This window comes from Stenotrophomonas sp. STEN225 (assembly GCF_056756445.1).
Genome location: NZ_JBRRBV010000001.1, coordinates 275,688 through 289,857, shown reverse-complemented (window position 1 = coordinate 289,857; position 14,170 = coordinate 275,688). Strand labels below are relative to the sequence as shown.

The 14,170-nt window shown below is 65.4% G+C and carries 10 protein-coding genes; 1 reads left to right on the top strand and 9 read right to left on the bottom strand.

Annotation, left to right across the window (positions count from 1 at the left end; genetic code table 11):
- Nucleotide 1: 1 nt before the first annotated feature.
- The 9 genes from ACVOJ1_RS01385 to ACVOJ1_RS01345 all read right to left on the bottom strand — a co-directional run bounded on the left by ACVOJ1_RS01385 (nucleotide 2) and on the right by ACVOJ1_RS01345 (nucleotide 12,898).
- A complete protein-coding gene (locus ACVOJ1_RS01385) occupies nucleotides 2-3,169 on the bottom strand; it encodes a discoidin domain-containing protein (protein WP_346479906.1) in 3,168 nt (1,055 codons plus the stop codon).
- Entirely contained in the window at nucleotides 3,166-4,002 is an 837-nt protein-coding gene (locus ACVOJ1_RS01380) for a carbohydrate ABC transporter permease (protein ID WP_053516890.1), read from the bottom strand. Before ACVOJ1_RS01380 ends, ACVOJ1_RS01385 begins: the two co-directional genes overlap by 4 nt.
- On the bottom strand, nucleotides 3,999-4,880 hold the full coding sequence (locus ACVOJ1_RS01375) for a carbohydrate ABC transporter permease (protein ID WP_065175483.1): 882 nt from the start codon (nucleotides 4,878-4,880) through the stop codon (nucleotides 3,999-4,001). The genes ACVOJ1_RS01380 and ACVOJ1_RS01375 overlap by 4 nt, the downstream gene beginning before the upstream one ends.
- Complete coding sequence (locus ACVOJ1_RS01370; RefSeq protein WP_481558692.1) at nucleotides 4,877-6,199, bottom strand: sugar ABC transporter substrate-binding protein; 1,323 nt, start codon at nucleotides 6,197-6,199, stop codon at nucleotides 4,877-4,879. Before ACVOJ1_RS01370 ends, ACVOJ1_RS01375 begins: the two co-directional genes overlap by 4 nt.
- Nucleotides 6,200-6,224: 25 nt before the next feature.
- The gene (locus ACVOJ1_RS01365) at nucleotides 6,225-7,829 is read right to left on the bottom strand and encodes a glucoamylase family protein (protein WP_053516886.1); all 1,605 of its coding nucleotides are present in this window, start codon (nucleotides 7,827-7,829) and stop codon (nucleotides 6,225-6,227) included.
- A gap of 177 nt (nucleotides 7,830-8,006) precedes the next feature.
- Complete coding sequence (locus tag ACVOJ1_RS01360; protein ID WP_053516885.1) at nucleotides 8,007-11,063, bottom strand: TonB-dependent receptor; 3,057 nt, start codon at nucleotides 11,061-11,063, stop codon at nucleotides 8,007-8,009.
- Between the two features lie 77 nt (nucleotides 11,064-11,140).
- Nucleotides 11,141-12,178, bottom strand: a complete 1,038-nt coding sequence (locus ACVOJ1_RS01355) for a LacI family DNA-binding transcriptional regulator (RefSeq protein ID WP_053516884.1) — start codon at nucleotides 12,176-12,178, stop codon at nucleotides 11,141-11,143.
- 148 nt (nucleotides 12,179-12,326) lie between these two features.
- Complete coding sequence (locus tag ACVOJ1_RS01350; protein WP_430542985.1) at nucleotides 12,327-12,587, bottom strand: BolA family protein; 261 nt, start codon at nucleotides 12,585-12,587, stop codon at nucleotides 12,327-12,329.
- A gap of 11 nt (nucleotides 12,588-12,598) precedes the next feature.
- Complete coding sequence (locus ACVOJ1_RS01345; RefSeq protein WP_065175545.1) at nucleotides 12,599-12,898, bottom strand: YciI family protein; 300 nt, start codon at nucleotides 12,896-12,898, stop codon at nucleotides 12,599-12,601.
- Between the two features lie 359 nt (nucleotides 12,899-13,257).
- Between ACVOJ1_RS01345 and ACVOJ1_RS01340 the strand changes: the two genes are divergently transcribed.
- On the top strand, nucleotides 13,258-14,163 hold the full coding sequence (locus ACVOJ1_RS01340; RefSeq protein WP_053516881.1) for a segregation and condensation protein A: 906 nt from the start codon (nucleotides 13,258-13,260) through the stop codon (nucleotides 14,161-14,163).
- Nucleotides 14,164-14,170 lie beyond the last annotated feature (7 nt).

The window sequence follows — 14,170 nt, the reverse complement described above, 5'->3', positions numbered from 1 at the left end:
CTTACTGTCCCTTGCGCTCGGAGCGACGCACTGCCGCCGGCACTTCGATCTCGACGCGGGCCGGCAGTTCGTGCACATGCAGTTCGCGGTCGATCCATTCACCCGGCGCGCCATTGATGGTGGCGTCACCCGGTTCGCCCGCATAGGGCCACGGAAGCACGACGCCTCCAGCCGGTGGCACCAGGCCGGGCTGCACCTCCAGCACCAGCAGCTTGTCACTGCGCCGCAACCGGTAGTTCAACTGCCCCTGCGGCGTACGCAGGCCCTGCACCGCGATGCCCTCACCCTGCAGCCAGGCCGTTGGAACGCCGCCGGCCAGCACCAGTGACTCATCCATGTCGCGGTTGTAGGCGAACATGTCCAGCGCCGAGCGCACGAAATCCGACGCGACCCATGCATGCGGCAGGTCGCCGACGAAGAACGGCTTGCGCGGTGTCCGCGAGACCACTTCCGCCCATTGGTTCCATGCCTGCGGGGCACGGTCCTTGAAGAAGAACTCGGTCGCCTGCCAGGCGCGGTCGCGCCAGCCCAGGCGCACGAAGGCGGCGACGTTGCGCCACTCATACGGCGTGTAGTCCTTCCATTCGCGCTTGCCATCGCGACGCGCGACGAATTCCTTCCAGTAACGCTCGAAGGTTGCTTCCAGGGCCTGCTGCGGCAGCCGGCCCTGCTCACCCCCGGGCGCCAGCGCGATGGTCGTCGATGTCGCATCGAAATCGCCCAGCTCGGCCGAGCCCGGCAGGTAATCGATGTTGTGCTGCTGCATGGCCGACAGCAGCGATGCCTGCAGGTCGTCGCGGAACTGATCGCGTGACTCGGCGATCTGCATCGCCTCCACCTTGCCCAGTTGCGTCGCCAGCAGCGCAGCGTCCTTGTAGCCACGCAGCGCCCAGAAGTTGTCCCAGTACGAATGCATCGGCTTGGCCGAGTAACCTTCGTGGCTGATCGAGGCCGGCATCATCCCGTAGAAGGCCGGGTTGCGTGCACGGTTCTCCTCGGTGCGCTCGCTGGCACGCAGCTGCTCCATGTACTGATAGGCCCCCTGCACATGCGGCCACATCAGTTCCATGAACGTGCTGTCGCCGGTGTAGCGGCCATACTCGGCGATGTTGTAGATCAACTCACCATGGCTGTCGTTCTCCGGCACCGGGTCGCTGCCACGTGCGTCGACGCAGCACGGCACCTTGCCATTCTCGAACTGGAACGGCGCATACCAGTTGAGGTAGTCACGCACCGCGTCGCTGCGGCCCATGCGCAGCAACCCTTCGGAGATCATCGCGCCGTCGCGGATCCAGCTGCGCGCATACGAGCGCGTGCCCGGCTGCAGGCTTGGCCCGACGCGCGAGATCAGCATGTGCGCTACCGCGGTGCGCAGCGTGTCGACCATCGGCTGGCCCGCCTTCGGAACCTGCAGCGATACCACGCCGAGCTTGGCACGCCACATGTCGGCAACCTGCTGCTGCGCCTTTGCCACGTCCACGGCCTGCGGCGCCCAGCCACCGGTCTGCGGCAGCACCACCGCCACTTCGCGGCTTTGCCCGGGTTCCAGGGTGATCGTGTACAGCAGCGCGCCCGACGCCATGCCGGTGCTGTCCTTCACCGTGGTCGTCGCCGGCAGCTTGCCCGAGGCGAGGTGCATGGCATCGAGCTTGCCATCGAAAGAGGTGGCAAAACGCGCATCAGGTACCTGCAGCGGGTAGATGCGTGGCTCGCCATTGATGCGGACCAGCTGCTCGCCGACGTCGAGGCTGTCGATGCGGCTGAAGCCGCCGGTGGTGTTGAGGAACTGGGTTGGCGGATTGACCTGCCAGGGGCGGATGGCCAACGCCAGCGTGTACTCGTGGGCCACCTTGTCCGGATTGCTCAGGCGGTAGCGACCGATCAGCTGCGCACGCTCGGGCGTGCCCTGCACGAATCCGGTGACCGCCAGCCCCACCTTCTCATGCACCCAGTCGACATTGGCGATGGGCAGGTAGCGATCCTGCAGCGACTGGGTGATGGCCACATCGCTCCAGGCGATCAGCTTGCCATCCAGGCGGACGAACGGCTCGATGCTGAAGCTGGCCTTGGCAGGCTCCAGCGCACCGTCTTCGCTGATCAGCGCCTGTTGCTGGCCGCCATCCAGACCCAGCAGGGTCCAGTACGGCTGTTCGCCCACGAACGCGCGCGGTACCGCACCGCGTGGGAGATCAGCGGCAACCGACGACAGGAATGCATTGGGCGTGGCTGCGAAGTCCAGTGGCTTGAGCGTGATGTCACGGATGCCATAGCGCCAGTTCGGACCTCCCTGCAGGTCGAAGCGCACATAGCGCGCATCGGTATCCGGCAGCGCCAGCCAGTCACGGCCACCGCCACCGGCGGTCACTTCGCGTGCCGTGCGCCAGTCGCGTCCGTCCACGGACGTGCGCACGGTGTAGCGGGTCGCCTGCAGGTCCGGCAGCCAGTCGATCACCGCGCCGCCGATCTCGCGGCTCTTGTGCAGGTCCAGGCTGATGGTCTGCTGCTTCACCCCACCGCTGATCCAGAAGGTATCGCTCTTGCCGTCCACCATCCGGTCCTGCAGCGCCGTCGCGGTGTCGGCAATCACCTCCGGCCGCAGCGGCGATTCGTCCCGTGCGGGCAGGCCCTGCAGGGTCAGTCTGTCGAAGCACACCGTGCCGCGTCCGCCGACCTTGCTGTAGATCGTGAACTCGACTGCGGCGCTGCGCGCCATTTCCTTCTCCGGCGACGGCCCCCACGCCTTGTCGATCTGCCGACGCCGGTACTCGACCGGCGTCCACGACCTGGGAAAACTGTAACCGGGGCGGTTGACCCACCACACGTTGTCACCGCTGGCGTCGATCAGCTTGAACTGCAGATCATTGGCCGGTGAATCACCGCGCAGCTGGAAGCCGAAGCGGTAGTTGACCGGATACTCGACCGCCAGCGCGCGACGGATGCCGACGTAGCCCGATACGTTGTGGAAGTCGTAATCCAGGCACAGCGCGCGGCCGCCACCCGCGCCGCTGACCGGGCGCAGCGAGCCGCTGACCTGGTCGGACAGCACCAGCTTCCAGGCACTGACATCGTCGAAGTCGTCCAGCACCTTCGGCGCCGGCAGCGCCGGAGGGGCGGCGATCGCCAGGGAGGTCCACAACAGGCCCAGTCCAACGGCGATCGCACCCTTCATCCCTTCACGCTCCCCAGCAACAATCCTTGGATGTAGTACCGCTGCAGCACCAGGAACAGTGCCAGCACCGGAACCACGGTAACCACCGCGCCGGCCATCATCATTTCCACGTCCATGATGTGTTCGCGCGAGAGGGTGGCCAGGGCCACCGGCAAAGTGTAGTGCTCCTGATCGGTCAACACGATCAGCGGCCACATGAAATCGTTCCATGCGCCCATGAAGGTGAAGATCGCCAGGGTCACCAGCACCGGCTTGAGCATCGGCAGCACGATCTGGAAGAAGATGCGCAGCTCCCCTGCCCCGTCGATGCGCGCGGCCTCCAGCAGTTCGTCCGGGATCGACCGCGCGTACTGCCGCACCAGGAAGATGCCGAACACGCTCGCCAGCGCCGGCACGATCACGCCACCGAAGCTGTTGACCAGCCCCAGCTGCTTCATCAGCAGGAACAGCGGCAGCATCGCCACCTGGGCGGGAATGACCAGCGCCGCCATCAACACCTGGAACAGGCGCTCACGGCCAACGAAATTCAGCTTGGCGAACGCATAGCCGGCCATCGTATTGAGCAGCAGCGAGCCCAGCGTGATCGCCAGCGACACCAGCAGGCTGTTGGCGAAATTGCCGCCCATGCCGGTACGCGCGAACAGCTCGTGGTAGTTGTGGGTGGTCACCTGCGAGGGCAACAGCGGAGGCGGGAAATGGCTGGCCTCGCCCTGCGGCATGAACGAGACCGAGACCATCCACAGCAGCGGCGCCAGGCTGACCAGGGCCAGCACCAGCAACGCGCCGTTGATCCACCACGGATGCCAGCGCGACTGGCCGATTTCACGACTCATACCAACTGCCTCCTGCGGCCAAAGCGCAGCATCACGGTGGTCACCGCCAGGATGATCAGGAACAGCAGGAATGCCACCGCGGAGGCGCGTCCCAGGTTCCACCACTTGAAGCCTTCCTCGAACATGAAATACAGCACGCTGACCGTGCTCTGCAGCGGGTCGCCACGCGTCATCACGTAAGGCTCGGCGAACAGCTGGAAGTAGCCGGAGACGGTGATCACTCCGACCACGAGCAGCACCGGGCCGAGCATGGGCAGGGTGATGTGCAGGAACTGCTTCCAGCGCGAGGCACCGTCGATCCGCGCCGCCTCGTACAGATCATGCGGGATCGCCTGCAGGCCGGCCAGGAAGATCACCATGTTGTAGCCGAAGTTCTTCCACACCGCGAACAGCATGATGGTGGGCATCGCCCAGTTCGGATCGCCCAGCCAGTCGATCGGGCTGATGCCCAGATGGCCCAGGCCGTAGTTGACCAGGCCGTAGCTGGTATGGAACAGGTAGCGCCAGATCACCGCCACCGCCACCAGCGTGGTCACCACCGGCGCGAACAGCGCGGTGCGGAACAGCGCCTTGAAACGCGCGGCAGGCGCGTTCAGCAGCATCGCCGCGCCCAGTGACACACCGATCGACAGCGGCACACCGATCAGCACGAAGTAGCTGGTGTTCCACAGCGACTTCCAGAACATCGGCGTCTGCAGCAGGTCGATGTAGTTGCCGAGGCCGACGAAACGCAGGTTGCTGCTGTCGGCCAATGCGTACAGGTCGAAGTCGGTGACACTGAGCGCCAGCGCCGAGGCGACCGGCAGGCCGAAGAACACCCCCAGCACGATCAGCGATGGGCCTGCGAAGATCCATCCGGCCAGCGAAGTTCGTTTCATTGCGCGCTCCCATCGGCCAGGGTGCTGCTTGAACGCGTCGGCGAAGGCGCGCGCTCCTGCAGGCGTTGTTGTTCATGCATCCAGCGACGCTTGGCCAGCACCTTGTCCACGCGCTGGTCCAGCTCGGCCACGGCGTCGTCCTGAGGCATCCCGCCGCGCACCACCTTTTCGGTGACGATGCGCATTTCCTGCACGATGCGCTCCCACTCAAGCACCTTCGGCGTCGGCCTGACCCGCTCCAGCTGGTCGCGGAACGCCGCCGCCAGCGGATCACCGGCCAGGGACGGTGCATCCCAGGCACTGCGACGCGGCGGCAGATCACCGATGATCGAATGGAAACGGGCCTGGATTTCCGGGCGCGACAGGAACTCGATCAGCTTCCAGGAGGCTTGCTTCTGCTGCGATTTGCGGAAGATCACCAGGCTGGTACCGCCGGCGATGCCCGCACCGGGGCCATCCGGGCCCGGCAACGCCGCGGTGCCCCACTGCCCCTCCAGCGCCTTCGGCTGCAGCTTCTTGAACTCGCGGATGTTCCAGGGGCCGGAGATGTAGAACACGTTGAAGCCGCGGAAGAATTCATCCCAGACATTGGAGATCTGCGTCTCGGACATCTTCGGCGCCCAGCCCTTCTCGAACATGTTGGCGTAGAAGGCCAGCGTGCGGCGGAAGCCCGGGCTGGAGAAGTTGCCACGGGTATCGTCGTCGCGCAGCAGCGGATCGGGTTGCTGCAGCGCCAGCGACAGCTGCTGCTCGAACTCGTTGATCGGCATCAGCACGGCATAGCGGTTCGGCCCCTGCATCCGCTTGATCGCCGCCATCTGTTCGTTCCACTCCTGCCAGGTCCGTGGCGGGTGGTCGTAACCGGCCTTGGCCAGCAGGTCCTTGCGGTAATAGATCAGGCGGGTATCGACGTACCACGGCACGCCCACCAGCTCGCCATGGATCACGTTGGTGTCCCAGATGCCCTGGAAGTAATCCTTCGGGTCGACCACCGCCGAGCGCTGCACGAACGGTTGCAGTGGCGTCAGCGCATCGAGCTCGGCGAATTCGGGAACCCAGGTGTTGCCCAGCTGGCAGACATCGGGCAGGCCATCGGCGGCGAACGCGGTGAGCAGCTTCTCGTGCGCCGCGGTCCATGGGATGTTCTGCACATCCACCTTGATGCCGGGATTCTCGGCCTCGAATTCGTGGATCAGCTCGCTGACCACTTCCGCTTCGCGCCCCATCGCCCAGAAGCGCACGGTGGTGGTGCCCGGTTCGGTACGGGCGCAGCCCGCCACGACCAGCGCGGCCAGGGCCGGCAGCGCCCAGCGGCGCATGCGATGGAGCCAGTTCTGCACAGCGTTACTTTCCCTGGCCTGTGGTGCGGTTGGCATTGTTCTTCTGTTCCTGTGCGGCGGCCGCGCGTGACTCGGCGATGCCGACCGCGCGCGCCGATGCAGCCTTCTCGTCCTTCTGCAGTTCCAGCGGCTGGAACGAGCCCTCGGGGGCCAGCCAGCCGCCGCTGAATCCGGCGCGCTCCAGCCCCTTGCGGATGTAGGGGTTCTTCTTCATGACTTCCCACACGAAGTCGTTGCGGTAATTGGCGATCATGGTCAGGATCGGGCCCTGGTCGATGGCGATGTAGTCGCTGGCGACCCAGCCACGATCCGGCACCAGGCGCCCGGTCTTGATCGGAATGTCGTAGCTGAAGCTGGGATTGAACGAATCCAGGAAGCCGTAGCTGGAATAGATGTAATCGCCGAAGCGCTTGTGCATCTCCAGCGTGGCCGGAATGACCTGCTCCGGGGCGAACACGATCGAGGCCACCGCCGCGGTCGGCGCGATGGTGCCGTCGTCGAAGTTCTCGCGCAGGCCGGCGCCGCGCGAGGAGTAGTGGCGGAACTGGCGCTGCTCGCCGCGATATTCCTGGGTGGTGTTCTGCGGACCATCGCTGGCGGTCAGTCCCCACACGTTCTCGCCGTACTCCTTCCACTGCATCGGGTTGGCGATGGCGTACTCGCGCTGGGCCAGCGCGGCCGAGCGGCTGTTGAGGAAGTAGGTGCTGCCGCGCTCGCGCATGTAGGCATCCTGGATATCGCGGAAATCGATCCAGACATGGCTGTACTGGTGGCCGAACAGTGGCCCGAAGGACAGGTATTCCTGGCCCTGGTAGACGCCCCAGTCGTTGTCGTAGGTCCGGGTCCACACCGTCCATGCGTCGGGGCTGACCGGATGCGTGGGCGAGCCGAGGGCAAGGATGTACACCATCATCGCCTCGTTGTAGCCCATCCAGTCGTGGTCGATGAAGCCGCTTTCGGGGAACCAGCCCATCGAGATCAGCGGCGCGCGCTGCTGCAGCCACGGCCAGTCGATCTTCCTGTACAGGGTATCGGCAATCTGCCGGATCTCCTTCTCGCGCGGATCATCGCCGTCGTAATAGGACTGCGCGAACAGCACGCCCATCATCAGCAGCGCGGTATCCACCGACGACAGTTCGACCCAGCTGTCGTAGCGGCGGCCTTCCTGCATGTCCAGGAAGTGATAGTAGAAGCCCTTGTAGCCGGCCTTGCCGGTGCGCTGCGGGCCCATCGGCACGTCACGGAAGAACTTCAGCGTCGTCAGCGTGCGGTCGATCGCCTGGTTGCGGCTGACCCAGCCATTCTCGATGCCGATCGGATAGGCGGTGAGCGCGAAGCCGACCGAGGCGATGCTGGCGAACGGGCGTGACGGATAACGGTCCGGTGTCAGGCCGTTCACTTCATTGGTGGTGTCCCAGAAAAACTGGAAGGTGCGGCGTTCAATGTCATCGAACAGCGGCGGCAGTTCCGGCTTCATCGGCCGCGGCGGTGCATCGGCCTCGATCAGGATCACCGGCGGCCGGGGTTTGGCGGGCTCCTGCTGGGCCGGCTTGCAGGCGGCGATGGCCAGGGTCATCGCTGCGGCGGACAACAGGTGGCGTGCCTGCATGGCGCGGTTCCTCCGGTGGACTGATCGATGGGAAAGCATAACGTCCAATGATCTGAAATCGTTTACAAACCACACATTTAAAAAAGCCACGGGAACGTGGCCTGACAGCGCGATCATCGCAGTTGCCGATGCCGCCGGCGAACCGGCGGCATCGACTCCTGCAGCAGGCATACCCGCTTAGAAGCGGAAGCCCACTTCCGCCTTGATCTGGCGGGGCGTACCGATGATGTCACCGGTCTCGTTGTAGCTGGCCTGCAGCTTGCCGTTGGTCTTGACGTAGTTGTAGGTGGAGAAGTTGTCGAAATCGAACACGTTGATGATGTCCAGACGAGCGTACAGCTCGGTATCACCCGGCATCTTGAACGTCTTCGTCGCCTGCAGGTCGACCGAGCGGTAGCCGAAGATCTTGCCACCCACCAGGAACTTGCCGTTGGCGTTGGGCACGGCCGCCTGCGGGGTCGGCAGGGTGTAGCCGCTGGCCTGCGGCACGGGGTACCAGTCGTTGACGGCCGTCGGCGTTGCCAAGGTGATCTTGCCGCCGAAGGTGATGCCCCAGAAGCCTGCGTACGAACCGGTCACCACCAGGCGGTGACGAGGGGCACCGTTGGAACGGATGGTCGGGTAATCGCCGATCAGGCCGCGGTCGAACGCGTACTTCTCGTTGATGTCGCGGTTGTGGCGTGCGGTGGTCCAGGTGTAGGCGATCGAGGTGCCCCAGCCGCTTTCCTTGGTGAACGGCTTCTGCGCCGACAGCAGGACCTGGGTGGCGCGGGTCTTGATGCCCTGCTGGCCGATGATCAGGCTGCCGAAGCCCGGCACGTTGCAGCTCCAGGCCTGGCTCAGGCCCGGCTCGGTACCGCCGCACAGGCGCGGATCATCGAAGAACTGGCCGGTCGGGTAACGGTTGCCCAGGGTGAAGGCGAAACCGTCGTAGCTCAGGGTGCGGGCGATGGTGGCATCGGTCAGCCAGTCACCGATCTGGTTGCTCATGCCCAGGCTGAACTGATCCGAGTACGGTGCCTTCAGCTTGTTGTTCAGCAGGTCGACCTCCAGGCCGGCGTTGCTGGTCGATCCCACCAGCGCCTGCAGGTTGCCGATGCCGTTGAGCAGGTTCGGATTCCAGTCGTAGCAGGCGGCCTGACCGTTGATGCAGGTCCCGGTGGCCGGGTTGCGGAAGTAGATGGTCGGCTGCGGCAGGGCCAGCTTGGTGGTCTCCAGCTGCAGGTTGTCGAACAGGTCGCGGTCGTAGGAACGGCCGGCACCACCGTGGATCACATGCTGCTCGTCGGCGTTGATGTCATACGAGAAGCCCAGGCGCGGCTGCCAGGCATCCTTGAATGCCTTGCGGTTGTGACCGTTGCTGATGTAGTCGCTGATGTCCAGGCCGCCCAGCGCCAGCGAATCGGCGTAGGTCTGGCCGGCGGGTGCGCGCGGATCCTGCGAATAGATGGCATCGACCACCTGCTGCGGGGTCACGAAGTCCAGGTAGGACGGGGTCTTCTCGTAGTCCCAGCGCAGGCCGATGTTCAGCTGCAGGTGGTCATTGACCTGCCAGTCGTCCTGGATGAACACGCCGTACTGCTTGGACTTGGAGCGTACTTCGCCGGACACGCCCGACACGCCGGTCACCGGCTTGACGAACTGCGCCTTGTACGGAATCGAGTCCGGGAAGTCCGGATCACCCAAGGTGTAGGTGAAGGTCGGGTTGATCTGCGCCGCATCGGAAGCGTACAGGTCGATCTGCTTGTACTTCACGCCCATCTTGATGGTGTGGTCGCCCGCCCACTGGATGCCATCCAGGGTCAGGTTGTCTTCGATCGACCAGCCCTTCTGGCCCTTCACCTGCGAGTCCAGTGCCGAGGCGCCACCGATCTTCACGATCGTGCGGTCTTCAGGACCGTCCGGCGCGGTGTAGGTGATGCCGTTGGCCAGGGTCAGCGGGGTCGGGTTGTTGAACGAATCTTCGTGGGTGACCATCAATTCGTTGTAGTAGCGCTCGCCGCTGTGGTTCCAGCGCAGCGCGTAACGACGGTCGGTATTGACCACTTCACGGCCGGCTTCCGGCGAGGTCTGGCCACTGAACTGCGACTGCGTTTCGTCGCGGTCCTGGAAGGTCAGCTCGATGCGATCGTTGTCGGTCGGCTCGAAGTCGATCTTGCCGAAGATCAGGTCCTGCTGGAACGGCTGGCTGGCCGGGCCGAGACCGGCGGCGCCGGCGGGCGGCAGCAGACCGGCGGCACCGGTGACCGCACCGTCCGGTGCGATGGTGACCGGCAGGTCGAAGCGCTTGGCTTCGTAGGTCACGAAGAAGTGGGCCTTGTCCTGGATGATCGGGCCGCCCAGCGCGAAGCCGTATTCCTTCTCGGCCGACACCTGCTTGTCCTTGCCGCCCTGGCGTTCGGCCGGGGTCTTGGCGCGCATGTCCTCGTCGGTGTAGCGATAGAACGCCTCACCCTTGAATTCGTTGGTGCCGGACTTGGTCGCGGCGGTCACCGCAGCGCTCGAGACCTGGCCGTACTCGGCCTTGTAGTTGCCGCTGATGACCTTGTATTCGCCAATGGCCAGCTGCGGGAAGGGGTTGCCGGCGCTGCCGGACTGGCCGGCCACACCGCCGCCCTTGACGTAGCTCTTCTGGCCCACGCCATCGATGTACACGTTGGTGCCATCGGCATTGGTGGCGCCGCCGCGCAGCGAGGTGTTGCCCTTGGCATCACGGGTGAAGATCAGGCCCGGCACCGCGTCGGCGAACTCCAGGAAGTTGCGCGACACCTGCGGGGTGGTCTGGATCTGCTGCAGGCTGACGGTCTTGCCGACTTCGGACGTGCGCACTTCCTGCAGCAGGGTCGGCGCGACGACGTTGACGGTGTCCAGGTTGGTGGCCGCGGTCGAACCCGGGGTGCTGCTGGCAGCGCCGGCGAAGTTCAGGGTGGCGGTGGAGGCCACGGTCACGGTGACCTTCTGGGTCTGGCCGTTGGCCACCACGTCATAGGTGCCCGGGTCCAGGCCCATCAGCGAGTAGCTGCCGTCGGCGCGGACGGTGCCGCGGCGCACGGTGCCGGTCGCAACGTTGGTGGCGGTGACCTCCGAACCGGCTTGTGCGCCGGCAACCTGGCCGCGCAGGCTGGCGTTGGCCGACTGCGCCAGGGCGTTCGGGGCGGCGGCCAGCATCAGGCAGCTGACCAGTGCGGTGCTCAGCAGCCGGCGCGCCGGCGTGCGGATAGTGGAATGCATCATCAACTCAATCTCCGGGTGGCGGCGACCGCGTGTGCGGTCCCCTGCGATCAATCAAAAAAGAAGGAACGCCTCCGGCTTCAACGGCCGGATGGCGGAGTGGTGGAATCGCGAACAACGAGACGGGGTACCAGGGTCTGCTTGTCCCCGGCCCCTTCCGTGGAGGTGCCGTCCATCAACTGCATCAGGCGCGTCATCGCCCGATCGCCGAGCTCGGCGATGCTGACCTGCATGGTGGTCAGCGACGGGTGAACGAAACGTGCCAGCGGAATGTCATCAAAACCCGCCAGGGCGACATCGGACGGAACATGGACGCCTGCCTGCGCGAAGGCGTACAGGCAGCCAAGTGCCATCATGTCGTTGGCGGCGAACACGGCATCGGGCAGCGTGCCGGCTGCCAACAACTCCTGACCGGCGCGATGGCCGGAAGCTTCGTCGAAATCACCGGGCAGCTCGATGCCTTCGGCGCTGCCGCCGGCAGCCGCCAGCGCGTCACGGAAGCCGCGCAGGCGCTCGCGCGCGTCGAAGTTGAGGTCCGGGCCAGAAATGAAGGCGATGCGCCGGTGACCGGCATCGAGCAGATGACGGGTCATCGCCATTGCGCCCGCGTGGTCGTCGATGCTCAACACCGGATGATCCTGCCCAGGCAGGTAGGTGTTGATCAGTACGGTGGGCAGCGACTGCGGCAGGTTGTCGGTCAGGAAGCCGGGGCTCTCCGCATAGGGCGAGAGCACCAGCAGGCCATCGACACGCCCGCGCATGGCGCGCAGGGCAGCACCCTGCTGCTCCTGGTCGCCGTGGTAGCTGGACACCAGCAGATGCTGGCGGCGACTGCGGGCAACGCCGTCGATGCCGCGCATCAGCTCGGAGAAGAACTCGCCGTACAGGTCCGGCAGCACCACGCCGACCGTGTTGGTGCGGCGGCTGCTCAGGCTGCGTGCGGCGGCGTGCGGGGTGTAACGCAGCCGTGCGGCCACCTCCAGCACAAGCTGGCGGACCGGTTCGGCGACATTTTCATGCCCGTTGAGCGCGCGGGAAACCGTAGCCACGGAGACCCGGGCTTCGCGTGCGACATCCTTGATTGTAATGGCTGCCTTGTTCACGAAGCCGCCCTCCACGGCTTGGACCTACCAGCATTGGCGCGGAATGTAAGCGTTTCCATCTGGGCTTGTAAACTGTCCGTTAGACGAATGTCCTGAAATGGACATGGAAATCTGTCCCTGACGGTCCACGCACGGACCGGCAATGACAGTGCGGGACAAGGGCTCAGCCCTGTTCTGACGGTGCCAGCGCGCGGATGGACAGCGCGTGGATGTCGGTCTCCATCATCGCGCCCAACGCCGCGTATACCGCGCGGTGGCGGGCCAGCGGGCCGAGGCCGGTAAAGCGCTCGCTGACCACATGCACGTTGAAATGGCCACGGCCATCGCGCGCGCCAGCGTGGCCGGCATGACGATGACTGTCGTCCTCGATCTCGAGCACGCTCGGGGCCAGCGCCTGCTGCAGCGCATCACGGATCCGCTCCATCCGGTCCGCGTTCACGGCAGCACCTGGCGGAAGGGCCGCACCTGCACCCTTACGTAGACACCTGCGGCCACATAGGGGTCCGCATCGGCCCAGGCCTGCGCCTCCGGCAGCGACCCGAAGCGGGCGATCACCACCGAACCACTGAACCCCGCCGGGCCTGGATCTTCGCTGTCGATCGCCGGACAAGGGCCGGCCAGCAGCAGTCTCCCTTCATCACGCAGCGCGTGCAGCCGCGCCAGGTGTTCCGGCCGGGCCTGCAGCCGTTGCGTCAGCACGTCCTGGCCGTCATAGCCTTCAATCACATACCACACCGGCATTTCCTCGCTCGCGTTGTCGGGTCCGCCGATTCTAGCCAAAGCCCCCTCGCCCTGGCCGCGGCTGGACACTGGCGCGGCAAAGGCTTACCCTAGAGTCCATTGCACGTGGCTGGATGCAGCAACCCGTCGGTTTTTGCGGCCAACGCAGCCCCCGACGACCGACCTGCCGCTTCCGGGCAGGCCACGTAGACGACCTCCCCGTAGTCCCGTCGCTGCCGTCTCCTGCGGCGCGTCCTGCTGTTTGATATGTGTGGAATCGCGCCGAGACAGGCGCGCCTGGTGCCTTGGGGCCCGCGGTGCACGCGCGGCGCCGGGTGCCGCGACTGGTCCGTTGCAATCCTGATGTCCATTAGATGACTTCCGAACTCGCGCTCGACGCGAACCCGCCAACCCGGCCGCCCGCCCCCCAGCAGCAGGAAATGCCGCTGGCCGTCGTGCATGGGCAACCGGTCCTGCAGATCCCGCAGGACCTGTACATCCCGCCGGATGCGCTGGAAGTCATCCTGGATGCCTTCGAAGGTCCGCTGGATCTGCTGCTGTACCTGATCCGCCGGCAGAACCTGGACGTGCTGGACATCCCCGTGGCCGAGATCACCCGGCAGTACGTGGAGTACATCACCGTGATGCGCGAGCTGCGCTTCGAACTGGCGGCCGAGTATCTGGTGATGGCAGCGATCCTGGCCGAGGTGAAGTCGCGCATGCTGCTGCCGCGCCCGGTCAGCGACGAAGGCGATGAAGCCGATCCGCGCGCCGAACTGGTGCGCCGGCTGCAGGAGTACGAACGTTTCAAGCAGGCGGCTGAGGACATCGATGCCCTGCCCCGCCAGGACCGGGACACCACGGTGGCCCATGCCTTCATGCCCGAACGCGCGACGGTGAAACTGCCGCCGCCGGTGGACCTGAAGGAGATGCTGCTGGCGCTGCACGATGTGCTCAAGCGCGCCGAGCTGTTCAGCGGCCACGCGATCAAGCGCGAGGCGCTGAGCGTGAGGCAGCGCATGGGCGAAGTGCTCGGCCGCATGGAAGACGGCAGGTTCTACCGTTTTGAAAGCCTGTTCACTGCTGAAGAAGGCAAGCTGGGCGTGCTGGTCACCTTCCTGGCCGTGCTGGAACTGGCCAAGGAGCAACTGCTGGACATCGTCCAGGAGGAACCGCTGGCGGCGATCTACGTGAAGTCGCTGGCGGCCGGCAACACCAATGCCCCGCTGCAGTTCAGCAGCGAGTTCGACGACAACGACGCCGCCAACGAGAACGAGTGAGCGCTGC

Excerpts from the sequence above, each read along its gene's own strand:
- ACVOJ1_RS01360 (WP_053516885.1), bottom strand. The coding sequence starts at position 11,063 with ATGATGCATTCCACTATCCGCACGCCGGCGCGCCGGCTGCTGAGCACC.
- ACVOJ1_RS01350 (WP_430542985.1), bottom strand. The coding sequence starts at position 12,587 with ATGGAGCGGATCCGTGATGCGCTGCAGCAGGCGCTGGCCCCGAGCGTG.
- ACVOJ1_RS01380 (WP_053516890.1), bottom strand. The coding sequence starts at position 4,002 with ATGAGTCGTGAAATCGGCCAGTCGCGCTGGCATCCGTGGTGGATCAAC.
- ACVOJ1_RS01375 (WP_065175483.1), bottom strand. The coding sequence starts at position 4,880 with ATGAAACGAACTTCGCTGGCCGGATGGATCTTCGCAGGCCCATCGCTG.
- ACVOJ1_RS01385 (WP_346479906.1), bottom strand. The coding sequence starts at position 3,169 with ATGAAGGGTGCGATCGCCGTTGGACTGGGCCTGTTGTGGACCTCCCTG.
- ACVOJ1_RS01340 (WP_053516881.1), top strand. The coding sequence starts at position 13,258 with ATGACTTCCGAACTCGCGCTCGACGCGAACCCGCCAACCCGGCCGCCC.
- ACVOJ1_RS01365 (WP_053516886.1), bottom strand. The coding sequence starts at position 7,829 with ATGCAGGCACGCCACCTGTTGTCCGCCGCAGCGATGACCCTGGCCATC.
- ACVOJ1_RS01370 (WP_481558692.1), bottom strand. The coding sequence starts at position 6,199 with ATGCGCCGCTGGGCGCTGCCGGCCCTGGCCGCGCTGGTCGTGGCGGGC.